Source organism: Pseudomonas sp. B14(2022) (assembly GCF_012030485.1).
GTDB lineage: Bacteria > Pseudomonadota > Gammaproteobacteria > Pseudomonadales > Pseudomonadaceae > Aquipseudomonas.
Genome location: NZ_JAAUVM010000006.1, coordinates 13308 through 38322, shown reverse-complemented (window position 1 = coordinate 38322; position 25015 = coordinate 13308). Strand labels below are relative to the sequence as shown.

At 61.9% G+C, this 25015-nt stretch carries 19 protein-coding genes; 5 read left to right on the top strand and 14 right to left on the bottom strand.

What is annotated here, in order from left to right; translation table 11 throughout:
• Positions 1-78: 78 nt before the first annotated feature.
• The gene (locus HCF10_RS11305; RefSeq protein ID WP_027607715.1) at positions 79-609 is read right to left on the bottom strand and encodes a ferritin-like domain-containing protein; all 531 of its coding nucleotides are present in this window, start codon (positions 607-609) and stop codon (positions 79-81) included.
• 176 nt (positions 610-785) lie between these two features.
• Between HCF10_RS11305 and HCF10_RS11300 the strand changes: the two genes are divergently transcribed.
• Positions 786-1676, top strand: a complete 891-nt coding sequence (locus HCF10_RS11300; RefSeq protein WP_131696741.1) for an esterase/lipase family protein — start codon at positions 786-788, stop codon at positions 1674-1676.
• Here the strand turns inward: HCF10_RS11300 and HCF10_RS11295 are convergent.
• Positions 1673-2551, bottom strand: a complete 879-nt coding sequence (locus HCF10_RS11295) for a DMT family transporter (protein WP_167655538.1) — start codon at positions 2549-2551, stop codon at positions 1673-1675. The genes HCF10_RS11300 and HCF10_RS11295 overlap by 4 nt on opposite strands.
• Before the next feature lie 119 nt (positions 2552-2670).
• Here HCF10_RS11295 and HCF10_RS11290 point away from each other — a divergent pair, with 119 nt between their 5' ends.
• A complete protein-coding gene (locus HCF10_RS11290; protein WP_131696739.1) occupies positions 2671-2970 on the top strand; it encodes a PsiF family protein in 300 nt (99 codons plus the stop codon).
• Between the two features lie 176 nt (positions 2971-3146).
• The gene (locus HCF10_RS11285; RefSeq protein WP_131696738.1) at positions 3147-4160 is read left to right on the top strand and encodes an AI-2E family transporter; all 1014 of its coding nucleotides are present in this window, start codon (positions 3147-3149) and stop codon (positions 4158-4160) included.
• A gap of 141 nt (positions 4161-4301) precedes the next feature.
• Here HCF10_RS11285 and HCF10_RS11280 read toward each other — a convergent pair whose 3' ends face one another.
• Positions 4302-5570: an Hsp70 family protein gene (locus HCF10_RS11280; protein ID WP_131696737.1), complete on the bottom strand. Its 1269-nt coding sequence runs from the start codon at positions 5568-5570 to the stop codon at positions 4302-4304.
• 238 nt (positions 5571-5808) lie between these two features.
• Between HCF10_RS11280 and HCF10_RS11275 the strand changes: the two genes are divergently transcribed.
• Complete coding sequence (locus HCF10_RS11275) at positions 5809-6747, top strand: DnaJ C-terminal domain-containing protein (RefSeq protein WP_131696736.1); 939 nt, start codon at positions 5809-5811, stop codon at positions 6745-6747.
• Positions 6748-6793: 46 nt separating this feature from the next.
• On the opposite strand, the gene ureC is transcribed toward HCF10_RS11275, so the two are convergent.
• The 11 genes from ureC to urtA form a co-directional block, all read right to left on the bottom strand.
• On the bottom strand, positions 6794-8494 hold the full coding sequence (ureC, locus tag HCF10_RS11270; protein WP_145336041.1) for an urease subunit alpha: 1701 nt from the start codon (positions 8492-8494) through the stop codon (positions 6794-6796).
• Between the two features lie 135 nt (positions 8495-8629).
• Positions 8630-8935, bottom strand: a complete 306-nt coding sequence (locus tag HCF10_RS11265) for an urease subunit beta (RefSeq protein ID WP_027607724.1) — start codon at positions 8933-8935, stop codon at positions 8630-8632.
• On the bottom strand, positions 8932-9465 hold the full coding sequence (locus tag HCF10_RS11260) for a GNAT family N-acetyltransferase (protein WP_131696734.1): 534 nt from the start codon (positions 9463-9465) through the stop codon (positions 8932-8934). The genes HCF10_RS11265 and HCF10_RS11260 overlap by 4 nt, the downstream gene beginning before the upstream one ends.
• A gap of 5 nt (positions 9466-9470) precedes the next feature.
• Positions 9471-9983 (bottom strand): GNAT family N-acetyltransferase, encoded by a 513-nt coding sequence (locus tag HCF10_RS11255; protein ID WP_090400824.1) that lies wholly within the window; start codon positions 9981-9983, stop codon positions 9471-9473.
• A gap of 9 nt (positions 9984-9992) precedes the next feature.
• Positions 9993-10295, bottom strand: coding sequence for an urease subunit gamma (gene ureA, locus HCF10_RS11250; protein ID WP_003171437.1), 303 nt, complete (start codon positions 10293-10295; stop codon positions 9993-9995).
• Positions 10296-10440: 145 nt separating this feature from the next.
• The gene (locus tag HCF10_RS11245; RefSeq protein ID WP_131696733.1) at positions 10441-11280 is read right to left on the bottom strand and encodes an urease accessory protein UreD; all 840 of its coding nucleotides are present in this window, start codon (positions 11278-11280) and stop codon (positions 10441-10443) included.
• A 33-nt stretch (positions 11281-11313) separates the two neighbouring features.
• Positions 11314-12012, bottom strand: a complete 699-nt coding sequence (gene urtE / locus HCF10_RS11240; protein ID WP_122538470.1) for an urea ABC transporter ATP-binding subunit UrtE — start codon at positions 12010-12012, stop codon at positions 11314-11316.
• A gap of 12 nt (positions 12013-12024) precedes the next feature.
• Positions 12025-12858: an urea ABC transporter ATP-binding protein UrtD gene (gene urtD, locus HCF10_RS11235; protein ID WP_178116730.1), complete on the bottom strand. Its 834-nt coding sequence runs from the start codon at positions 12856-12858 to the stop codon at positions 12025-12027.
• Complete coding sequence (urtC, locus tag HCF10_RS11230) at positions 12855-13922, bottom strand: urea ABC transporter permease subunit UrtC (protein ID WP_131696731.1); 1068 nt, start codon at positions 13920-13922, stop codon at positions 12855-12857. Before urtC ends, urtD begins: the two co-directional genes overlap by 4 nt.
• Positions 13922-15424, bottom strand: coding sequence for an urea ABC transporter permease subunit UrtB (urtB, locus tag HCF10_RS11225; RefSeq protein ID WP_167655537.1), 1503 nt, complete (start codon positions 15422-15424; stop codon positions 13922-13924). Before urtB ends, urtC begins: the two co-directional genes overlap by 1 nt.
• 76 nt (positions 15425-15500) lie before the next feature.
• The gene (urtA, locus tag HCF10_RS11220; protein WP_131696729.1) at positions 15501-16766 is read right to left on the bottom strand and encodes an urea ABC transporter substrate-binding protein; all 1266 of its coding nucleotides are present in this window, start codon (positions 16764-16766) and stop codon (positions 15501-15503) included.
• Positions 16767-17085: 319 nt separating this feature from the next.
• Here urtA and HCF10_RS11215 point away from each other — a divergent pair, with 319 nt between their 5' ends.
• Positions 17086-24948 carry a DUF4329 domain-containing protein gene (locus tag HCF10_RS11215; RefSeq protein ID WP_167655536.1) on the top strand — a complete coding sequence of 2621 codons (7863 nt, stop codon included), beginning with the start codon at positions 17086-17088 and terminating at the stop codon, positions 24946-24948.
• Positions 24949-25015: the final 67 nt, after the last annotated feature.

Below are 25015 nucleotides of genomic sequence, written 5' to 3'. Positions count from 1 at the left end.
TTTCAGCCACTGCATCCGGTGGCTGACACTCCGTCATCGGGAGCAAGCCCCCTCCCACATTTTTTTGAATTGCGCGGCTTACAGGCTTTCGAGAATATCCGCCATATCGTCCGCATGCTCTTCTTCCTGAGCCAGGATCTCTTCAAACAGGCGACGCGTGGTTGGATCCTTATCACCGATGTACTGGATGATTTCACGGTAGCTGTCCACCGCGATCCGCTCGGCCACCAGGTCTTCGTAGACCATTTCCTTCAAGCTGTTACCGGCCACGTATTGGGCGTGGGAGTTTTTCGACAGCAGGTCCGGGTTGAACTCCGGCTCGCCGCCTAACTGCACGATGCGTTCGGCGAGTTTGTCGGCGTGCTCGGCTTCCTGGGTGGCGTGTTCGAGGAACTCCTGCGCGGCGACGGCAGCTTTAACGCCGCTGGCCATGAAGTAGTGGCGCTTGTAGCGCAGCACACACACCAGCTCAGTGGCCAGGGAGCCGTTGAGCAGGCGGATAATCTCTTCGCGGTCGGCGTCATAGCCCTCGGTCACGGCACCGTTTTCGACGTTTTGGCGGGCGCGGCTGCGCAGGGTCGCAACGTCAGTCAAGTTTGCTTCAGTCATCTCAATCTCCTGGGGCTAATCCGGTTTTACGCCACGCTCTGTCGGCGTGATCGCTCCCAGTTGTGAGTCACGGGCGCAGCAAAAAGTTTTATTGGATTTGCCCGACGTGTCATCAGCGCGTCGCTGGAGTTGCGCTAGCCTGCCATCATCCTTTCTTGATCCAGGGCGTTCGCTACATGTCGCAGTTGTTAGCCACGCGTTACCCCTTGGTGCTGGTGCCTGGCATGCTGGGGTTCGTGCGCCTGGGGTTCTTCCCTTACTGGTACGGCATTGTCCCGGCACTGCGGGCGGGTGGGGCGCAGGTGTTTCCCATCCAGGTGGCGCCGCTGGATTCCAGCGAGGTGCGTGGCGAGCAGTTGCTGGCGCAGATCGAGCGGATTCGCCTTGAGACCGGCGCCGACAAGGTCAACCTGATCGGCCATAGCCAGGGCGCGCTGACCGCCCGTTATGCGGCGGCCATGCGCCCGGAGTGGGTAGCATCGGTGACGTCGGTGGCCGGGCCCAATCACGGCTCGGAACTGGCGGACCATATCCACGCGCATTATCCGGCCGACAGCGTGAAGGGGCGGCTCATGAGCGCGCTGTTTCATCTGGTTGCAGCGGTGATGAGCCTGCTGGAAACCGGCTATCGCGGCCCGCGCTTCAAGGCGGACTTGCAGGCGTCCCACCACTCCCTGACCAGTGCAGGCGTGGCGCTGTTCAACCGCGAGTATCCCCAAGGGCTGCCGCACACCTGGGGCGGGCACGGGGCGGAGGTGGTCAATGGCGTGCGCTACTACTCATGGTCCGGCACCTTGCAACCGGGCAAGACCGATCGCGGGCGCAACCTGCTGGACGGGACGAATCGCAGTTGCCGAGTGTTCGCCCGCAGCTTCGTGCGCGAGAAGGGCCAGTGCGACGGCATGGTCGGGCGCTGCAGCTCGCACCTGGGGCGGGTGATCGGCGATGACTACGCCCTGGACCACTTCGATATCGTCAACCAGTCCATGGGCCTGGTAGGCAAGGGCGCCGAGCCGATCCGGTTGTTCGTCGAGCATGCCCAGCGCCTGAAGGCCGCCGGGGTTTAAGCCTGGCGGCGCACCGGTGTGGTCCAGCGCTCGGACAAAATCACCCCGCCCAAGGTCAGCAAGCCCCCCACCAGGTGATACAGCGCCAACTCTTCCTTCAACACCACGGAGGCAATCAACGCGGTGATCAACGGCAGCAGGTTGAAAAACAGCGTTGTGCGGCTTGGTCCCAGGGTCTTCACCGAATGCATCCACGCCAGCGGCGCGAGCATCGAAGCCAGCAAGCACGCATAAAGCACCAGTGGAATATTCGCCCAGCCCAGGCCGGCTTTTGCCGAAAACAGAAACAGCGGAAACAGCACCACCACTGCCACCAGCACCTGTAAATACAGAAGCACCAGCGGCGGCAAGCGCAGTTGCCATTTTTTCAGCAGGGTGCTGTAGACCGCATACGCCAGGGTCGCGACCAGCATCATTGCGTCGCCCAGGTTCACGCCGTGCTGCAGCAACGCGCCGAGGCTGCCGGCCGACACCACCACCACAACCCCGGCGAACGACAGCACCGCACCCGTCAGCGCACCAAACGTCAGGCGCTGGCCCAGGCTGATGATGGCCGCCGTCAGGGCCATCAACGGCATCAACGACAGGATGATGCCCATGTTGGTGGCGCTGGTCAGCGAAGCGGCGTAGTACGCCAGGCTCTGGTACACCGCCATGCCCAGCACGCCGAGGATGCAGATCTTGCCCAGGTTCGGGCGGATCAGCGGCCAGTTGGCGATGACCGGTTTGAGCATGAACGGTGTAAACAGCAGTGCTGCCAGCAACCAGCGGTAAAAGCCGATTTCAGCGGGGAAAATCGAACCCACGGCCAGTTTGTTGACCACGGTGTTGCCGGCCCAGATAAAAATGGCCAGCAAGGGATACGCGTATTGCATGACATCGCCGTACAGAGGAATGAGCGGGGATTATCCTCTCTTCGCGGGAATGTGTAACAGGATTTGGCTACACTCTCGGAAGGCTGCGCTCCTCGGCGCGGTAACAGGGAGAAAACTTCATGAAGATGTTGCGTGTTCCGTTGATGATGTTAGGCCTGCTGCTCTGTTCCCAAGGCTTTGCCGCCACCGCGCAGCAAAACAAGATGACCACCTGCAATGCCGAAGCCACCACCAAGACGCTCAAGGGCGACGAGCGCAAGGCATTCATGAAAACCTGCCTGTCGGCCCCGGCGGCCAATGATGCGAAGACGCTCACGCCGCAGCAGCAGAAGATGAAGGATTGCAATGCGTCGGCGAAAACCAAGGCGCTGACCGGCGATGCGCGCAAGACGTTCATGAGTACCTGCCTGAAGAATTGATAGCCCCGGGCCCTAGAAGGCTGCGACACTCGCACACAGCCCACCTGTAGGAGCGAGCTTGCTCGCGAAGAACACAATTACCCCGCGTTTATTCAGAATAAACGCGTTATCGTTGGCGACCTTCGCGAGCAAGCTCGCTCCCACACATCCTTTAATGCCGTTCGTTTTGAGGCTGTATGCCAACGTTTTCTCAGCGTCATGTGTTGTTGCTGGCCAGCTACATCATCATTTTCGGCGGGTTGCTGCTGGTATTGCCGCTGAAATTGCTGCCCAGCCTGTTGGCCGGCCTGTTGGTCTATGAACTGGTCAACATGCTCACCCCCCAACTGCAACGGTTGATCGAAGGGCGCCGCGCGCGCTGGTTGGCGGTGGCCTTGCTCGGCACCCTGATCGTCAGCGTGCTGACCCTGATCTTCGCCGGCGCCATCAGCTTCCTGCTCCACGAAGCGGAAAACCCCGGGGCCTCCCTCGACAAGTTCATGGGTGTGGTCGACCGGGCGCGCGGCCAGTTGCCGCCGTTCCTCGATGCCTACCTGCCCGCCAGCGCCGCCGAATTCCGCGTGGCCATCGGCGACTGGCTGAGCAAGCACCTGAGCGAACTGCAACTGGTCGGCAAAGACGCCGCCCACATGTTCGTCACCCTGCTGATCGGCATGGTGCTTGGCGCGATCATCGCCCTGCAGCGCGTGCCGGATCTGACCAAGCGCAAGCCTTTGGCCGCCGCGCTGTTCGACCGCCTGCACCTGCTGGTCCAGGCGTTTCGCAACATCGTTTTTGCACAGATCAAGATCGCCGCGCTCAACACCGTCTTTACCGCCGTGTTCCTCGCCGTGGTATTGCCGTTGTGCGGCATTCACCTGCCGCTGACCAAAACCCTGATCGTGCTGACCTTCCTGCTCGGCCTGCTGCCGGTGATTGGCAACCTGATGTCCAACACCCTGATCACCATCGTCGCGCTGTCGCTGTCGATCTGGGTGGCGGTGGCGGCGCTGGGGTATTTGATCGTGATCCACAAGGTCGAGTACTTCCTCAACGCGCGCATCGTCGGCGGGCAGATCAGTGCCAAGTCGTGGGAATTGCTTCTGGCGATGCTGGTGTTTGAAGCCGCGTTTGGTTTGCCGGGGGTGGTGGCGGGGCCGATTTACTATGCGTATCTGAAGAGTGAGCTGAAGCTCGGCGGGATGGTTTAAGGCGTGTGTTGCCTGGGCGGGCCCCATCGGGGGCAAGCCCCCTCCCACATTTACTGTGTTTACATAGGTCGACTTGTGAACACTGTCAGTGTGGGAGGGGGCTTGCCCCCGATGAAGTCACCACGGTATTTCAGGTGAAACTCAGCAGCCGTAGCGCTTGCTGGCTTCAATCGCCAAACCGCTGCCGATACTGCCGAAGATATTCCCTTCCACATGCCGGGCATTCGGCAGCATTGCCGAGATGCTGTGGCGCAGTGCTGGAATACCGCTTGAACCACCGGTAAAGAACACCGTGTCCACCTGGGCCACCGACACCGAGGCATCGGTGAGCAACTGCGTCACGCTGTTGCGCACGCGCTCCAGCAAGCCGTCGATGGCCGACTCGAACAGTGCGCGGCTCAGGTCCACGCTCAACCCCGGCTCAACCCGGTCCAGCAGGACGTGGCGGCTGTCGTCATGGGTGAGTTGGATCTTGGTCTCTTCCACTTCCATGGCCAGCCAGTGCCCGGCGCGCTGTTCGATCAGCTTGAACAGGCGGTCGATGCCGCCGGTGTCTTCGATGTCATAGCGCATGCTGCCCAGGGCCAGCTGGGATTTCTGCGAGTACACCGAGTTGATGGTGTGCCAGGTCGCCAGATTCATGTGGTGGCTGGTGGGCATGTAGGCGCCGCTTTTCATGCGGCTGCCGTAGCCGAACAGCGGCATCATGCCGGCCAGGGACAGTTGCTTGTCGAAGTCGGTCCCGCCGATGTGCACGCCGCCGGTGGCGAGGATGTCGTCCTGGCGGTTGTCGTTGTGGCGGCGGTCCGGGGACAGACGCACCAGCGAGAAGTCGGACGTACCACCGCCGATGTCGACGATCAGTACCAGCTCTTCTTTCTCGATGGTGGACTCGTAGTCGAACGCGGCGGCAATCGGTTCGTATTGGAACGAGATGTCCTTGAAACCGATCTTGCGCGCCACGTCGACCAAGGTGTTTTCGGCTTCCTGGTCGGCCATCGGGTCGTCATCGACGAAGAACACCGGGCGGCCCAGTACCACTTCTTCGAACTCGCGGCCGGCGGTGGCTTCGGCGCGGCTCTTGAGTTGGCCGATAAACAGCGCCAGCAGGTCGGTGAACGGCATCGCCGTGCCCAATACGCTGGTGTCGTGCTTGATCAACTTGGAACCCAGCAGGCTCTTGAGCGAGCGCATCAGCCGGCCTTCGTAGTTTTCCAGGTATTCGTGCAGGGCCAGGCGACCGTAGACCGGGCGGCGCTCCTCGAAGTTGAAGAACACCACCGACGGCAGGGTGATCTTGTCGTCCTCCAGCGCGATAAGCGTTTCCATGCCGGGGCGGATCCAGCCGACGGTGGAGTTGGACGTGCCGAAGTCGATACCGCAGGCACGGGCTGGGGATGGGTTTTTCATGTCTATCGGGTTCCGGTTGAAAAACGGCCGCGCAGTGTATGCCAGTCGAGGGCGGATGCGTAGGCCGACCATCCGTTAAATCGTGCTTGAAAGTTCAGCATTTGCCCCCACATCTGGTGCATACGGCAAGCGCCGATAACACTTTGACGCACCCCCAGGCCACGACACTCTACAGGTGCAAAGCAACGCACGTTGTGCCCCGGGCTGTGCGATCTCGATTAAGGATGGTGAACCGCCGATGGATTTCAAAGACTACTACAAGATTCTGGGTGTCGAGCCGACGGCCGATGACAAGGAAATCAAGGCCGCCTATCGCAAGCTCGCGCGCAAATATCACCCGGACGTGAGCAAGGAAAAAGACGCCGAAGCCAAGTTCAAGGACGCGTCCGAAGCCTATGAAGCGCTTAAAAGCGCCGATAAGCGCGCCGAATACGACGAGCTGCGCAAATACGGCCAGCATGGCCAACCGTTCCAGGGCCCGCCAGGCTGGCAGAGCCGTGGCGGTTTTGGCGGTGGCCAGGGCACCGAAGACTTCTCTGACTTCTTCAGCTCGATCTTTGGCGGTCGTGGCGATGCCTTTGGTGGCGGCCAGCGTCGTCCGACCGGGCGCAAGGGCCAGGACGTGGAGATGCAGCTGTCGGTGTTCCTCGAAGAGACGCTGTCCACCGAGTCCAAGCAGATCAGCTTCCAGGTGCCGCAATACGACGCCTCGGGCCGGCATGTCAGCAATACCACCAAGAGCCTGAACGTGAAGATCCCCGCCGGCGTGGCCGACGGTGAGCGTATCCGCCTCAAAGGGCAGGGCGCACCGGGCATTGGCGGTGGGGCCAATGGTGACCTGTACCTGATCGTCAAGTTTGCGCCGCATCCCAAGTTCGAAGTGGATGGCGAAAACCTGATCATCAACCTGCCGCTGGCGCCGTGGGAATTGGCGCTGGGCGCGGAAGTGGCCGTGCCGACCCTGACTGGCAAGATCAACCTCAAGGTGCCAGCCGGCAGCCAGAACGGCCAGCGCATGCGTGCCAAGGGCCATGGCTTGCTGAACAAGGCCGGGCAGCGTGGCTTCCTGTACGTGCAGCTCAAGGCGGTGATGCCACCGGCAGGCGATGACGACGTGAAAGCGTTGTGGCAGGAGCTGGCAAAAAAAGCCGCGTTCAATCCGCGCGAGCAGTTCTAAGGGGATTTGTGGTGAGGGCACAAGCTCCCTCACCACAGGTTCCAAGTCAGAATAGGAAATACCGCTGCGCCATCGGCAACACATCCGCCGGCTCACACCACAGCAGCACCCCGTCGGCCTTGACCTGATAGGTCTGTGGGTCCACCTCGATATCCGGCAGGTAATCGTTGTGGATCAGGTCGGTTTTCTGCACGTCGCGACACCCTTTCACCACCTCAATCTGTTTCTTCAGGCCCAGCGCTTGCGGCAAGCCTGCGTCCAGGGCTGCCTGGCTGATAAAGGTCAGGCTGGTGGCATGCAGTGAGCTGCCGAAACTGGCGAACATCGGGCGATAGTGCACCGGCTGCGGGGTGGGGATCGACGCATTGGCATCGCCCATCAGGCTGGACGCAATCGCGCCGCCCTTGAGGATCAGGGTCGGCTTGATGCCGAAGAACGCCGGGCGCCACAGCACCAGGTCAGCCCACTTGCCCACTTCGATGGACCCGACGATATGGCTGATGCCATGGGTGATCGCCGGGTTGATGGTGTACTTGGCGATGTAGCGCTTGGCGCGGAAGTTGTCGTTGCCGGGGCCGTCACCGGGCAGGGCGCCACGCTGTTTCTTCATCTTGTCGGCGGTCTGCCAGGTGCGGGTGATCACTTCACCAACGCGGCCCATGGCCTGGCTGTCGGAGCTGATCATCGAGAACGCGCCGAGGTCGTGCAGGATGTCTTCGGCGGCGATGGTCTCGCGGCGGATGCGGCTTTCGGCGAAGGCCACGTCTTCGGCAATGCTTGGGTCCAGGTGATGGCAGACCATCAACATGTCCAGGTGTTCGTCGATGGTGTTGCGCGTGAACGGCCGCGTCGGGTTGGTGGAGCTGGGCAGCACGTTGGGAAAGCCGCAGGCCTTGATGATGTCCGGCGCGTGGCCGCCACCGGCACCTTCGGTGTGGTAGGTGTGGATGGTGCGGCCCTTGAGCGCGGCGAGGGTGGTTTCGACAAAGCCGGATTCGTTGAGGGTGTCGCTGTGGATCGCCACCTGCACGTCGTACTGGTCGGCGACGCTCAGGCAGTTGTCGATGCTGGCGGGCGTGGTGCCCCAGTCTTCATGCAACTTCAAGCCGATGGCGCCGGCCTTGACCTGCTCGATCAACGGCTCGGGCAAGCTCGCGTTGCCCTTGCCGGTAAACCCGATGTTCATCGGGAACGAGTCGCTGGCCTGCAGCATGCGCGCCAGGTGCCAGGGCCCGGAGGTGCAGGTGGTGGCGTTGGTGCCGGTGGCCGGCCCGGTGCCGCCGCCGATCATGGTGGTGACGCCGCTGGTCAGCGCCTCTTCGATCTGCTGCGGGCAGATGAAATGCACGTGGGAGTCGATGCCGCCGGCGGTGAGGATCATGCCTTCGCCGGCGATCACTTCGGTGCTGGCGCCGATGGCCATGGTTACGCCGGGCTGGATGTCCGGGTTGCCGGCCTTGCCGATCGCGTGAATGCGGCCGTTCTTCAAGCCGACGTCGGCTTTGACGATGCCCCAGTGGTCGATGATCAGCGCGTTGGTGATCAGGGTGTCGACGACTTCATGGGCGAGCAATTGGCTCTGGCCCTGGCCGTCGCGGATGACTTTGCCGCCGCCGAATTTCACTTCTTCGCCATAGACGGTGAAGTCCTGCTCGACTTCGACGAACAGCTCGGTATCGGCCAGGCGGACCTTGTCACCGACGGTGGGGCCGTACATGTCGGCGTAGGCTTGGCGGCTGATTTTCATAGGTGTGTGCCCTGAGAAGAATGTGTTGAATGTGACACCGCTATCGGGAGCAAGCCCCCTCCCACCTTTGATGTGTGAACACGGTCAAAATGTGGGAGGGGCGGTGCGACGATTCGACTTGCTCCCGATGAGGCCCTAAAGGTCGCCCATGATCCGTCCGGCAAACCCGAATACCCGCCGCCCGCCGCTCAAATCAACCAGCTCGACCTCACGGCTCTGCCCCGGCTCAAACCGCACCGCCGTGCCCGCCGGAATATTCAGGCGCATGCCGCGGCTCAATGGACGGTCAAACGTCAGTGCGTCATTGGTCTCGAAAAAATGGTAGTGCGAACCCACCTGGATCGGCCGGTCGCCGCTGTTGGCCACGCTGAGGGTGACGGTGCGCCGGCCGACGTTGAGTTCGATCTCGCCAGGCTGGATCTGATATTCGCCAGGAATCATGCAGGTTGCCCCAGGGTCTTGAAGTAGATGGCGGTCGGGCTGTAGCGCCCGTCCGGGCTTTGGCAGTAGTCGGGCAGTTCACCGAGCTTGGTGTAGCGCAGCGACTGGTAGAAGGCTTCGGCAGGCGAGCCGGCTTCGGTGTCCAGGTACAGCAGGCCGCGCTTGTGCTGGCGCGCGGCGAGCTCCAGGGTGTTCATCAATTGTTGGCCCAGGCCGTGGCGCCGCGCGCTGCTGTGCACCAGCAGCTTTTGCACTTCGGCGCGGTTCAGGCCGTTGGCTTTCTGACACAGTGCCAACTGCACGCTGGCGATCACCTGCTCATCGCGCACCACCACCCACAGCAACAGGCTGGCGTCTTCAATGCTCGCCTGCACGCTTTCCAGATAGACGCGGGCCTGGGCCTCATCGAAGTCGGCCATAAAACCAACCGACGCACCCTGCTTGACCGCATCCAGCAACAGCTCGATCAGGCCCCGGCGGTAGTGGGCAAAACTTTCAGCATTGACTCGACGCAGTTGCGCGGCATTCATCGAACTCACTCCTTGGGCGGTTGCGCGCCCGGATTCAATGTCAGTTGCATAAAGGTCAGGTCCAGCCAGCGGCCGAACTTGATGCCCACTTGGGGCATTTGCCCGGTGGTGACGAACCCCAGGCGTTCATGCAGGCGGATCGACGCCAGGTTGCCGCTTTCGATAGCCGCCACCATCACATGCTTGCCACAGGTTCTGGCGCGTTCGATCAGGGCCTGCATCAGCAGTGGGCCAAGGCCTTTGCCGCGCTGGTCGTTGCGTACATACACCGAGTGCTCGACGCTGTAGCGGTAGCCCTCGAACGCGCGCCAATCGCCAAACGAGGCATAGCCGATCACTTGCTCATTTTCGGTCGCCACCAGAATCGGATAGCCCTGGGCCTGGCGTGCACTGAGCCAGGCCTGGCGGTTGCCGAGATCCACCAGTTGTTCGTTCCAGATCGCCGTGGTGTTGAGTACCGCGTCGTTGTAGATGTCGCGGATCGCCGGCAGGTCCTGCTCGGTTGCATCACGAATCATGGCCGTGCCTCACGCGATGGGTTGGTGGACAGTCACCAGTTTGGTGCCGTCGGGGAAGGTGGCTTCCACCTGGATATCCGGGATCATTTCCGGGATGCCTTCCATCACCTGTTCACGGCTGAGCAGGGTGGTGCCGTAGTGCATCAGGTCGGCCACGGTGCGGCCATCGCGGGCGCCTTCCATCAAGGCGGCGGAGATATAGGCGATGGTTTCCGGGTAGTTGAGCTTCACACCGCGCGCCAGGCGCCGTTCGGCTACTAAACCGGCGGTGAAGATCAGCAGTTTGTCTTTTTCCCGTGGGGTCAGGTCCATGGTTCAAGGTCCTTCAAACATCATTCATAAAAACACCGCAGATCCCCTGTGGGAGGGGGCTTGCCCCCGATAGGGCCGTGTCAGGCAATGCATCTGTCACTGATCCACCGCTATCGGGAGCAAGCCTCCTCCCACATGTTGATCTTCAGGTGCTCCAGATTCTTGGTGAGACCGCCTCTCGCCCAAACATGGCGGGGCGTAACAATTTCCATAAATCAATCAACCAGCCCCGCGCCAGCAGCGCTTCGCTGGCCAGGCAGCGGGCGACCAGCAAGCCGGGCAGTTGGGTCAGGTCGCCGCGCACGGCGTGGGGCAGTGCGCGGCAGTGTTCGAGTAATTCAGGTTCTATATCGCCGGTCACCAGCAGTGTGGCGAACACCGGTTGGCCGTCCAGGCCGATGGGCGAGTCGAGCAGACCGTCGGCGCCCACAATGCGCTGGCGCTCGTGCCAGAGCAACTGGCCGTCGCGGCGGATATCCAGGTGCGATTGAAAGTGCCCCAGGTCGAAACGCTCGCCACTGGCCGGGCGTCCCAGGGCGATCACGTCCCAGTAGAACAACCGGGCATCGCCGTGCAGGTCGATGCGGGTGCTGAGTTCGGCCTGGGCGGCGCTGAACACGATGGTTTCCTGGGGCAGCCACTCCAGGGTCGCGCCGGTTTCCACGGTCAGGTCCAACTGCTGAAACGCCGGGCCGCTGGCGCGATACCACTTGGCTGCGCCGGGGCTGGTCAACTGGGCCCAGGCGCCCTCGGCGACATGGGCGCGGATGTCCAGGCGATCACCGCCGGCAATCCCGCCAGGTGGGTGCACGATGATGTGCTGGCACACCTCGGGACCTTCGGCGTACAGGTGCTTTTGCACCCGCAGCGGGCCGAGATGGCGGCGCATCACCGGGCGCGTGGTGTCGCCGAAGCGCGCATAGCCGAGTTCCAGCTCGGCGTGCCAGCTGGGCGTGAACAGGGCAGGGGAAACGGGCAGGTTCATGGTTTCTTGTGCTTATCGTCAGGACGCTACAGGTTAGATGGTAACCAAGCCGCGCACACCCTCGCTTTCCATATTTTCACCGCGGCCCTGCTGCACGATTTCACCGCGCGACATCACCAGGTAGTGGTCGGCCAACTCGGCAGCAAAGTCGTAGAACTGCTCCACCAACAGGATCGCCATGTCGCCGCGCGCCGCGAGTTTCTTGATCACTGCGCCGATCTCCTTGATTACCGACGGCTGGATGCCTTCGGTGGGCTCATCGAGGATCAACAGGCGCGGACGGCTGGCCAGGGCGCGGCCGATGGCCAACTGTTGCTGCTGGCCGCCGGACAAATCGCCGCCGCGCCGGTGCTTCATTTGCAGCAAAACCGGGAACAGTTCATAGATAAACGCCGGCACTTCCTTGGCTTCCGAGCCGGGAAAACGCGACAGCCCCATCAGCAGGTTTTCTTCCACCGTCAGCCGCCCGAAAATCTCCCGGCCCTGGGGCACATAGGCGATCCCTGCGTGCACCCGCTGGTGTGGCTTGAAGCCGGTGATGGCCTTGCCTTCCCAATTCACCGCGCCTTCTTTGGCCGGCAGCAGGCCCATCAGGCATTTGAGCAGGGTGGTCTTGCCCACGCCGTTACGGCCGAGCAGGCAGGTGACTTCGCCGATCTTCACGTCGAAGGACAGCCCACGCAGGATGTGGCTACCGCCGTAGTACTGGTGCAGCTTGTCGACTTGCAGCATGTTCAGTTCTCCTTAGCGACCGAGGTACACCTCGATCACCCGCTCATTTTCCTGCACCTGTTCCAGCGACCCTTCGGCCAGCACACTGCCCTGGTGCAACACGGTCACGTGGTCGGCAATCGAGCCGACAAAACCCATGTCGTGTTCCACCACCATCAACGAATGCTTGCCCGCCAGGCGCTTGAACAGTTCGGCGGTGAATTCGGTTTCGGCGTCGGTCATGCCCGCCACCGGTTCGTCCAGCAGCAACAGTTGCGGGTCTTGCATCAGCAGCATACCGATTTCCAGGAACTGCTTTTGCCCGTGTGAGAGCAGCCCGGCGGGCCGATGCACCGAAGCGGTGAGGCGGATGGTGTCGAGCACTTCATCGATACGATCCTTTTGCTCACCGCTCAGGCGTGCACGCAGGCTGGCCCACACCGACTTGTCGGTCTTCTGCGCCAGCTCCAGGTTTTCGAACACGCTCAGGGCTTCGAACACCGTGGGTTTCTGGAACTTACGGCCGATGCCGGCCTGGGCGATCTGCACTTCGCTCATGCTGGTCAAGTCGAGGGTTTCGCCAAACCAGGCCTTGCCGTGGCTGGGCCGGGTCTTGCCGGTGATCACGTCCATCAGCGTGGTCTTGCCCGCGCCGTTGGGGCCGATGATGCAGCGCAATTCGCCGACGCCGATGTACAGGTTCAAGTTGTTGAGCGCCTTGAAACCGTCAAAGCTGACGCTGATGTCTTCGAGGGTCAGGATGGTGCCATGGCGGGTGTTCAGGCCGGTGCCTGCGGCCTGGCCGATGCCGATCGCATCGCGGCCGCTGCCCGCATCAAAAATAGGTTCGAGCATGACGTTCCTCATTTCTTCAACAGCCCGATAACGCCCTTGGGCAGGTACAGGGTGACGATGATGAACAGCGCCCCGAGGAAGAACAGCCAGTACTCCGGAAAGGCCACGGTGAACCAGCTCTTCATACCATTGACCACGCCCGCGCCGAGCAACGGCCCGATCAGCGTGCCACGCCCGCCCAAGGCCACCCATACGGCGGCTTCGATGGAGTTGGTCGGCGACATTTCACTCGGGTTGATGATGCCCACTTGCGGCACGTACAACGCACCTGCCAAGCCGCATAACACCGCGCTCAACACCCATACGAACAGCTTGAAGCCGCGCGGGTCGTAGCCGCAGAACATCAGGCGGTTCTCGGCATCGCGCAGAGCGGTCAGCACCCGGCCGAACTTGCTCTGGGCCAGGCGCCAGCCGATGTACAGGCTCGCCACCAGCAACCCCACTGTTGCCACGAACAGCACGGCACGCGTGCCTGGTTCGGTAATGCCAAAGCCGAGGATGCTGCGGAAGTTGGTGAAGCCGTTGTTGCCACCGAACCCGGTCTCGTTGCGAAAGAACAACAGCATCCCGGCAAAGGTCAGCGCCTGGGTCATGATCGAGAAATACACGCCCTTGATCCGCGAGCGGAACGCGAAGAAGCCGAACACCAGCGCCAGCACGCCCGGCGCCAATACCACCAGGCACAGGGCCCAGAGGAAGTGCTCGGTGCCGACCCAATACCAGGGCAATTCGGTCCACGACAAAAAGGTCATGAACGCCGGCAGCTCATCGCCAGAGGCCTGGCGCATCAGGTACATGCCCATGGCATAACCGCCGAGGGCAAAGAACAGGCCGTGGCCCAGGGACAGCATCCCCGCATAACCCCACACCAGGTCCAAGGCCAGGGCGACGATGGCGTAGCAAAGGATCTTGCCCACCAATGTCAGGGTGTAGGCCGATACATGCAGCGGGTTGTCCGGTGACAGCAGCGAACACAACGGCAGGGCCAGCAGCAGGAGCAGCACCACCGCGCCGACTGCAATCGTCACCTTGGGGCCGGCCTTTTGTGCGGCCGTAAGCATCAGTGGCTGGTTCATCAGTCGATCACCCGTCCTTTCAGTGCGAAGAGTCCCTGCGGGCGTTTCTGGATAAACAGAATGATCAGCGCGAGGATCAGGATCTTGCCGAGCACGGCACCGATCTGTGGTTCGAGGATCTTGTTGGCGATACCCAAGCCAAACGCCGCCATGACGCTACCGGCCAACTGGCCGACACCGCCGAGCACCACCACCAGGAACGAGTCGATGATGTAGCTCTGGCCCAGGTCGGGGCCGACGTTACCGATCTGGCTCAGCGCCACGCCGCCCAGCCCGGCAATGCCGGAGCCCAGGCCAAACGCGAGCATGTCCACACGCCCGGTGGGCACGCCGCAGCAGGCGGCCATGTTGCGGTTCTGGGTGACGGCGCGCACGTTGAGCCCCAGGCGGGTCTTGTTCAGCAGCAGCCAGGTCAGCACCACCACAAACAGCGCGAAAGCGATGATCACGATGCGGTTGTACGGCAGCACCAGGTTGGGCAGCACTTGAATGCCGCCCGACAGCCACTGCGGGTTTGCCACCTCGACGTTCTGCGCACCAAACACCAGGCGCACCAGTTGGATCAGCATCAGGCTGATGCCCCAGGTGGCGAGCAGGGTTTCCAGTGGCCGGCCGTACAGGTGACGAATCACCGTGCGCTCCAGGGCCATGCCGATTGCGGCGGTGACGAAAAACGCCACCGGCAGCGCGATCAGCGGATAGAACTCGATGGCCGCAGGCACGTAGCGCTGCATCAGCAGTTGCACCACATAGGTGGAGTAGGCGCCGAGCATCAGCATCTCGCCGTGGGCCATGTTGATCACACCGAGCAGGCCGAAGGTGATCGCCAGGCCCAGGGCCGCCAGCAGCAGGATCGATCCCAGGGACATGCCGCTGAAGGCCTGGCCGAGGATTTCACCCATCATCAGTTTGCGTTTGACCTGGGCCAGGCTGGTCTCGGCGGCGGTGTGCACGGCGGCGTCGGTTTCCACACCGGGCGCCAGCAGCGCTTCGAGGCGGGTGCGGGCCAGCGGGTCGCCGGTACTGCCGAGCAGGCGCACCGCAGCGAGGCGCACCACCGGGTCGGTGTCCACCAGTTGCAGGTTGGCCAGGGCCAGGCTGAGGGCGGTGTGCACGTCCTCGTTGGTTTCGGCGGCGACCTGCTGGTCGAGGAATTTGAGTTGCGCAGGTTGCGCGCTTTTTTGCAGGGTTTGCGCAGCGGCCAGGCGCACCTTGGGGTCGGCGGCGAGCAGTTGCTGGCTGGCTTGTACGTTATCGATCAGGCCACGCAGGCGGTTGTTCAGGCGCACGGTCTTGGTTTCACCGTTGAGCGTGAGCTGGCCTTGTTGCAGGGCGTCCACCAACTCGATGCGCGCCGGGTCGGGCTGGGCGGCCCAGTCCTGGAGGAGCTTGGCTTGTTGCATCGGGTTGGCGGCCAGGAAGTCTTCGGCGTCGCCGGCATGTACCGCCAAAGGCAGCAATAGCAGCAATGCCAGGAGATAGCGATTGAGGGCAGCGGGCATAAACAAATGTCCTAGTCATGCGCGGACAGTGTGGGAGGGGGCAAGCCCGCTCCCACAGTTGACCTGTGGTCGGGCTTTAGTTGCTCTTCACCGCATAGTCCGGTTTCTTGTCATTGCCCGGAATGTACGGGCTCCACGGCTGCGCCCGGATCGGCTCCTGGGTCTGCCACACCACCGAGAACTGCCCATCGGACTGGATCTCGCCGATCATCACCGGCTTGTGCAGGTGGTGGTTGGTCTTGTCCATGGTCAGGGTGAAGCCCGACGGCGCTGCGAAGGTCTGGCCGGCCAGTGCTTCACGCACTTTGTCGACGTCGGTGGATTTGGCTTTTTCCACTGCCTGCGCCCACATGTGGATGCCCACGTAGGTGGCTTCCATCGGGTCGTTGGTCACGGCTTTGTCCGCGCCCGGCAGGTTGTGTTTCTTGGCGTAGGCTTTCCAGTCGGCGACGAACTTGGTGTTCACCGGGTTCTCCACCGACTGGAAGTAGTTCCAGGCCGCCAGGTTGCCCACCAGCGGCTTGGTGTCGATGCCGCGCAGTTCTTCTTCGCCCACGGAGAAAGCCACCACCGGTACGTCGGTCGCCTTCAAACCCTGGTTGGCCAGCTCTTTGTAGAACGGCACGTTGGAGTCGCCGTTCACGGTGGAAATCACCGCTGTCTTGCCGCCAGCGGAGAACTTCTTGATGTTGGCAACAATGGTCTGGTAATCGGCGTGGCCGAATGGGGTGTAGACCTCTTCGATATCTTTATCCGCTACGCCTTTGGAGTGCAGGAACGAGCGCAGAATCTTGTTGGTGGTGCGCGGGTACACATAGTCGGTGCCGAGCAGGAAGAAACGCTTGGCGCTGCCGCCTTCTTCGCTCATCAGGTATTCCACCGCCGGGATCGCCTGCTGGTTCGGCGCCGCACCGGTGTAGAACACGTTCGGCGACATCTCTTCGCCTTCGTATTGCACCGGGTAGAACAGCAGGCCGTTGAGTTCTTCGAACACCGGCAATACCGATTTGCGCGACACCGAGGTCCAGCAGCCAAACACCACGGCGACCTTGTCCTGGGTCAGCAACTGCCGGCCTTTTTCCGCGAACAACGGCCAGTTCGAAGCCGGGTCCACCACGACCGGCTCAAGCATCTTGCCATTCACCCCGCCCTTGGCGTTGATCTCGTCGATGGTCATCAGCGCCATGTCTTTGAGGGACGTTTCGGAGATGGCCATGGTGCCGGACAGCGAGTGCAGGATGCCGACCTTGATGGTCTCGGCGGCCTGCACGGTCCACGTCATGCCCATGGCGACAATGGAGGCGGACAGGGTGAAAGCCTTGATCAAGCTGCGACGCTTCATGGTGCGGTCTCCGTAAACGTTTAGTTTTTTTTGATAGGCCGATGTGAACGCTGAACAGGTACTAGCAAAGGCTGTGCCCGATGGAGAAATGCCCGGTTTTACTGGAGAAAAAGCCCGGCAGCGGTTGTGTGTGCACCAATAGCGGGCAGGCACGCATAGGCGGTGCAGGCGGTGCGCCTAAAGAGTGCTGCGCCCCCAGAAAACTGGATAACTATGCAGTGCCCTCGCTGTGATCCAAGCGAGGACGCTGTTGGGTGGCTGGCGTTCTGCAAGTCCGGTGCGGGTGAGCACCGACAATGAGCGTGATCAAGGAAGTGTCATGGAAGAGTATTTACCCAGAGAAAAACGAGCGGCCGCCTCGGCGGTGAGAGGTATTCAGTACAAGCTCAGTCCTGCATTTATCAGTGCCGACGATGCCGCGCGTTATGTGCATACGCGCATCGGCAACAAGCGTGACAAGGAGTACGGCAGCGTCATTCTCCAGCGCTTGGCGGATAACAAGGTCTTTGCCACCGAGCCGATTCCCGGCAAGGCGGTGACCTTCGATTTTTCATTGCTGCTGGCGCGTGGGGCGCGCAACGAGTTTCTCGCCCCGACGGGTTATAAACTGGTGGGAGGGGTGCACTCCCACCCTGAGCAATTTGCCGATTTGAAGGCGAAGAACCTACGGTTCCGCGATCTTCAGGTGCGTATTTTCAACAGTTTTTTTTCTGAGCGGGACGTTGTCTTCAATCACTATGAAGGGCGCGCGTTTGGCGCTGCCTACCTGTCGGGCCCCAATGGTGTACTGCTCAAGTACCTGCCCAGCTTCTCCGAAGCCGAGCGCAGGTTTGTCGATTGGATCGATAACGTCAGCACCGCCGTGCCTGAGGATGGGCACGACGGCTCGCTGGAAGGTTTCATCAAGAAGGTGGCGTCTTTGGGGCGCCTGTCATTGTTGGTCGCCAACGCGGATTGGGGCGGCGTCAGTGGCGTCATCGATCATCTCTGGCAGCCTTACCTGCCCTTGAAGGCAGGGCGTGAGACGATTGCGTGTGGCGGGCTCTACCCTGATGTGACGCGGGCACTGAATGCTGCGCAGGCCCGCATGAGGCGCACGCCCAACGTGCACCAGATGGCAATGGTGCTCAAACATGAGCTGCGTGATGAGTTCGTCGCTACCCAGGCTTTTTCCCTCAGCAGCGCAGCGCAATTGCCGGTCGATAACCAACTGCCGTTGCTCGCGGGCGGGCCGTTGTTGCCGGAGGGCTTTCACCTGCATGGGTTCTTCTATTTGTCGCGGCCGGTGCCGGCGCTGTTCCCCACGGTAGAACCCTGGCTGTACCAGCAGTTCTTCAGCCCCGAGGAGCTGGCAGCCTACATCGCCACATCCCGTCGCTACCTGCATGCGTCGCCGTCTGTGCTGGGTATCTCGTTGTACCTGCGCACCCGGGACAATGCGCTGTTGCGCTACCGGTTCAGTGGCTCGCCGGCGGAAACCCGATTGCTCGGTACTGAGCAGGCAGACCTTCAGCAGGCGTTGACCCCGCGTCAGTTTGTGGCGCGGGTGGCCGAAGCCGGTGAGTTGAGCGTCGAGCAGACCAGCCCGCTGTGGGATGTGGAAGGTGTGGTCGAGAGTGGCTGGGTACCCTATGCAACCTTCCCGTTCAAAAAACCAACGCTGGGCCAATCGTTTTCGTCGGCCGACAAGGCGGCGCGGTTCGCCCATGCGCAGGTGGGCGCGCGGCGTGAGCGTGAATATGGGGCGCTGATACTCAAGCATCCCGACCAGCATTACGTGTTGACCGAACTGCTGGAAACGGGTGCCAACCCTTTTGGGTTCGAGGGTTTCTTTCCCTGGGATACCTACAGCAAACAACTGGCACTGCCCGATGGTTACCAATTGCAGGGCTGGTTCGGCTCACACAGGGCGGTGTCGTCCGCGGACCTCGATAGCGCGTTCAAGATGAGGTGGACTCAGGACGATATCAGCGTCCACGCCCAGAGTTTCTCGGATGTCGAGGCATACCGTGTGCATCAGTTGCAAGTGCCGGGCTATCTCTCGGGCGCTGTGGACAGCCTGGTCGTGCTGGAACCCCAGGCGCCGGACCAGGCCGAGTTCTCCCGTTTTTTTGCGCCGGCGACCCAAGGCAGCCTGATTTCCAGGCAGTTGGCGGACGGTACCTACAAGCCCGCCGATGTCGTACGCAAGCTGGCAGAGGTCAGCCGATTGCGGGTTGTGCTGGGCAATGGGTTATGGGGGGCGGCCGCCGTTGTCGACCGACACTGGAAACCCTTTGCGGCAGTACCGCCGCCCAAATCCCGGCCGGGCGGCGTCGACAGGGTGGTGACCCTGCCGACCTTGAGTCCGGCGTTTATTTCGCCGGATGACGCGGCGCTCTGGGCCCACCGACGTATCGGGGCGCGACGCGAACGAGAGTACGGCGGGGTGATTCTGCAAAGCCCTGGCGGCTATTTTTTCGCCACCGAACCGGTGCATGGCAAAGAGCTTGAGTTCGATGTGCGCGAGGTGTTGAGCACCCATGCCGATGGCAGCTTCTTGTCGATCCCTGGGTATCAGCGGGCTGCGCTCTACCATTCCCACCCGGCGGACCATGACGTGGTAGCGAGCAGCAATCCGAATTTTTCCCCTCAGCAGGTGAAAGCACACCTGAATTTTTTCTCCACGTGGGACGCCGCCGCCGACATCGTCTGGCAAAAAAACTTCGCGCTTTCGTACGTGTCCGGGCCGGATGACTCACTGATTCGCTATCGACCCAGTGGCACATTTGCGGAAAAACAGTACGCCAAGTGGCTGTTGGGAGAAATTGCCGATGGCCCTTTCGGCAGCGATGGGACGCTGGAGGGTTTCATAAAAAAAATGCAGGTGCTGGGGGAACTGAGTTTTGTCACCGCCAGCGCCCTATGGGGCGGTTCTCGAGGCGTGGTGCCGGCAAACTGGCAACCCTATCAGGCATTCGCACACACGCCGACGGGGATGCGGCCTTTGCTGTCTGCCGTATGCACCGCGCCCACCGATGCCATCCAGGCTGCCGTGGAGGGCTTGCCTGCCAGTCAGGACACCTGGCGCATCGGCCTGATCCTCAAGCGTAGTGGCCAGCCGGAATACCTGGCGACCCCAGCGCTGGGCACTCAGCAACCGCGGTTCTCCATGACGGACTTTCTGATGTGGAACCAGGACGGTCGTTATGTACTGCCTGACGGGTTTGTCATCGAAGGGTTTTACTGCGACGCGCCCCCGGCGCGATCCCGGGTACCGGAGGCACAGCCGTGGCTGTATCGCAGCTTTTTCCCGGCGTTGGGGTTGGCGACGGCGGCGCAGCAGGCGCGTCTGATCCCCAGTGAGCAAGTGGCGGAGCAGGGCGTGAGTCTTTATCTACGAGCCCCGGACGACGCGGTGCTTGCGTACCGGTTTTCCTATTCGCAGAAGGAGGCTGGCCTTTATCGCGTCCAAGGCACCACGGTGGACGATCACGGATTTGAAAGCGCGCTGTTGACGGGTGTGCTGACCCCGCAGGCTTACGTCCACAAGGTGGCAATGGCCGGGACGCTGCAGGTGCTCAGTACCAGCCGGATCTGGGACCAGGCCGGGGAGGTGGTGGATAACTGGCGGCCTTTTTCGAACATTCCCGAACCGGAGGTCGGCCCCGCCTTTGCCTTGCCCGATGACGCCGCCTACTGGGCTCACACCAGTATTGGCGAGCGGCGGGACAAGGAGTACGGCGGCGCGATCCTCAAGCGCGATAACCACTATTTCGCCACGGTGCCGGTTGCGGGTGACGAGGTGCGGTTCGACTTCCAGCGTATCCTGGCCACCGATGATCAGGGGCACTTCATCGCCCCGGCTTCTTATGAGTGCCAGGGTCTCTATCATTCCCACCCCGCCGACACCGGCGAGGTGAAGCAGCACAATCCCAGCTTCAACCTGGACCAGGTGGCGCTGTTCACCAGCTTCTTCTCGAATGCCGATCAGGTGTTTGCCCTGACCCACCGTGATTTCACTCCGGTGCATTATCTGACCGGGCCTGACGGCTCGTTGCTCAAGTACACCAGCAGTGGTTCCAACGAAGAGCAAGTGTTATTGCGACAGATGACCGGGGCCGAGCCAGTGGTGCCGTTCACGGCATTTGAAGGTGCCGTGTGGAACCTGGCGCAAGCCGGAGACTTGCGGGTGGTGGTCGCCAACAAAGTGTGGGGAGGGATTCGTGGTCGCGTGGTAAAGGGCTGGACGCTGGGCAGCCCGGTCAGCCGTGAGGCCACGGTACAGGACCAGCCGTTTTTTAGCCCTCAGACCAGCATGGGGCACACCGCTGTGTTGGTTGCCCTGAACAGTCGCGATCTATCGGGGCGTGCCGCCGTGGGGTTTGTACTCAAGCACCGAACGGCCCCGAGTTATATCGCCACGTTGCCGGCGGCTCCGGGCACCACCTTGGGCAGCTTGTTTCCTGTGCGTGAAAACGGCCAGCCGAAGCTGGTATCGAACTACCGCCTGGTCGGGCTCTATTACGCGAACTCGGCCCAGGCACCGCAGAAACTGCCGCCCGAGGACGCGTGGCTGTATAAGCGCTTTGCGTCGCCAGCGCTGCTGGTGGATGTGATGACGCAGTCGCTGGCCACCACAGGTATCCAGATCGCCTCCCTCGGGCTCAAGCTCTACCTGCGAACCGCTGACAATGCCTTGCTGCACTGGCAGGTCCCGAGTGCCGAGTCCGCCCAGGAGCTGTTTACCCTCGACGGCCAAACCGTCACCGACAAAGGCAATGAAGCAGCGTTGCTCGACGGCTCGCTGTCACCCCGGGATTTTGTTCGCCGGGTGGCCCGCGCCGGCGACTTGGTGGTGGTTCAGCGAGGCGGGCTCTGGAGCACGCTGGGGCCGGTGCATGACAGCGAGGCATTACCACTGGGCTCGACTGCAGTGTCACTGAGTGCCGCGTTCCTCACCGCCGATGATGCCGCACGTCATGCCCACGAGAAGATCGGCTTTCGCCGGGGAACGGCCTATGGCGGTTATATCCTCAAGGGCACAACGGGGCGATTTGTGTTCACCGAGCCCATGATCATTCACGGCGATGGATTCGCCACCGACCTGCTGACACCCATCGTGGGCAATGGGGCACTGGTGCCCCCCGCAGGCTACCGGATTCATGCGCGCTATGCCTCCCACGCGGCGTTGTCTGCGGGTGATCGGGAACGCCAGCAGCGATTGAAATGGACGCTGAGCGACCTGGAGGTCAACACCACGTTGTTCTCGGATGTGGAGATCCGCTCGGTGATTCAGTCGCGGTTGCCGGCCTATTTGAGCGGTTCGCCCAATAACCTGATCAGCTACACCCCCAGTGGCTCGGACAGGGAGCTGCTGGTACAGAGTAATACCACCCGCGAGCCGGGCAAAAATGGCTATTTCGAGCGGCTGGAGTCGGGCGCGCTCAAGCCGGTGGACATCGTTACCCGGCTGGCCGATGCGGGCAGTCTGCAGGTGCTTGTGCAGAGCCCCCTGTGGGGCCCGCGCGGCAGGGTCTACAACGACTGGACGCCGAACTTCGAGTACGCCGCCGCTGCGCTGCAAACCCCGGCGTTGGGTGCGGTCTTCAGCAGTCAGGACGCGGCCGCGATCAATGCCCATGTTCGCGGGTACGGCAGGAACCTGGATGCTCAAGGGTGTACCGCGTACATCCTCAAGCACCCGCAGGCGGATGAGTACGTGGTCAGCGAACTCTTACCCATGAGTACCAACGGGCGTTGGTTGAGCGATGCTTCCAGGGGGAGTGGCTACCTGGGGGGTGGAAGTTTTGTGCAAAATTTCGTGCTGGTGGGGCTGCTCTATTCACAGCAATGGCAACCCTCGGGATTACCGACCCTGGAGGCCTGGCTGACGCAGTTTTTTGTCACGCCCGAGGTGCTGTTGCGTGCCGAAGAAGATGCCCGGTACCTGCCTCGCGCGTCCACCAACGGTGCGCTGCCGGTCTACCTGTCGACCCTGGATGGTGCCCTGTTGCGTTACCAGCCCCAAGCTTCCACCCTGCTCAAGGCGCCAAGCGCTGACGAGGGCGTGACGATTGAAGGCATGAGCCTGCGCAATGGCGCGTTCGATACGCGCCGGTATATTTCACTGGTCGCCCGCGCCGGTGACCTGCGGGTGCTGTACAGCAGCCAGTGCTGGGACCGACGAGGCGCGGTGAGCCCCGGCACCGAACAATGGCGACCGTATGCCAATTTCATCCGCCGTCGCCTGGGCCCGGCGTTCCACGATCAGGACGATGCGGCACGCCATGCACGCTCGCTGCTCCAGAGTAACGGGTTGATGGGCGGCTTGATTCTCAAGCGTCCGGATGGTTTGTTCGTGACCACCGAACCCCTGAAAGTGCCTCGGGAAGACTTTGACCCCAAGTGGATTTTCCCTGACGAAGTGGTCAGTACCGGCGGCTTCCCGGGGGGCCATACCATTGTCGCGCGCTACCGCTCAAGCTCGCCTCGCGACCTGCCGTTTGCGCTGGAAGCCCGGCAGGAGAGCCTCTACCGCAACATGCTGTCCACCCGGGTGATTTCTGCGGCCCTCTCGGGCCAGGATGCCAGCCTGGTCCGCGAGTACCTGTTGGGCTCCGATGGTTGTGTACTGAGCTACACCCGCAGCCATACCACCCTGGAAGAACAACTGAAAAAGGACCTGGTGCCGCTGAACCGGGTCCGCGGGGACCGCTTGGAAAACCGCATCGAACGTCAGATTCGCACAGGCGAATTGACCCCCGCCGAGTTCGTCACCCGCCTGGGCAATGCCGGTGTATTGCGCGTGGTGGAGGGCAGCCAGGCCTGGGGGATCCCACGCAGGATAACCGGGGCGTTCGTTGCGGTTCAGGTCGAGCCGTTGATGATCAGAAACGCGCTGGCAGACCCGGCGTTCAGTCCGATCTTCACCCAGCAGAAGGATGCGGTGCGTTATGCCCATGAGCACCGCAGGCATGGCGAACACCTGCAATTCGGCTACGTCTTCAAGTCGAAGAAAAACGGGCGCTACATGGCCAGCCTGCCCTTGGTACGCCAGAGCTATCGTGACTTTGGGCAAGTCTTTCCCCATGGCCTGCTCCCCCAGGACTATGGACTGGAGGGTTTCTATCTGTGTGCCAGCAACGAAACCCTGGCCCCCGTCGGTGATCCGCTGCGCCAGGCGTTCTTTTCTCCTACGGATATCGACACCGGCATCCGCTTCGCCTTGCAGGGGGTGAAGGACAAGCAACTGGCGTTTTACCTGTCGTGCCAGGACGGAGCCTTGCTTCAGTATCAGTACCAGGGCACCGATGCTCAACTGGACAGTTGGGGGCGACTGGTCGAGCTTCGGCAGCAGTTGCGCGATGGCGTGAGGACGGTGCTCAGTTACGTGCATGACCTTATCGCAATCGGCCAGTTGGACACCCTTGTGCCGGGGCGAATCTGGACCACGCGCAATCGTATCGATCAGTTCTGGCAGCCTGGCGTTGCCGAGATATTTGTCCCACCGTGGGCGGCGGCCTGTGGGCCGGTGTTTTCCCACGGCGATGATGCCGTGCGTGACCTCAAGCGCCGACTGTCGCCCTATCAGAGTCAGCAGTACCTCTCTGCGGTGCTTGCCAATGGCGGGGGGGTCTCGTTCCTGGCCACGTTGCCGGTCGCCGCAGGGCTTGCCGAGTCGCTGATTCTGCGCTTGTTCTACAGCGGGCCCCAGGGTGCGGTCCAACCGGCGATGCCACCTGCACCCATGCCGGACTTCCCGTCAGGCTACGCTGTTGCAGGCGTTCACCTGTTGTTCAGCAGCATGCCGGCCACGGACAGCCGTGAAGCCAGGGACCAAGCCCTGATCCGCAACTTTGTGGCACCGTCCTCCGTGAGCTATTTCATTCGCGTATTACGGGGCGGCACTCGTCAGCCCGCGGCGCTGTACCTGTCGTGTCTGGGCGGTGGGTTATTGAAGTATCTGCCGAGCTTTTCGCCTCAGGAAAGCCAGGTGCTGGTGGCGGGTCCGAACGTGTATCCCAGCGTTTTTCTGAAGGGCTTGGTCAAGGTCGGGAAGCTGTTTGTCCTGGATAAGGATGATTTCTGGATGAACGAAGGGCAGTTGTCTGAACAACAACTGGAGCGTTCCAATGGCCCGGAAATCGAGGGCCCGGAAGAGGATGAACCGCTGAGCATTCGTGACCGCGATGAGCTGTAAGCGTTAGCGCGTCAGGCCGATAAAGCACAGACCACGGGGCGACAGCGAGAGGGTGCTGTCGCCCCGT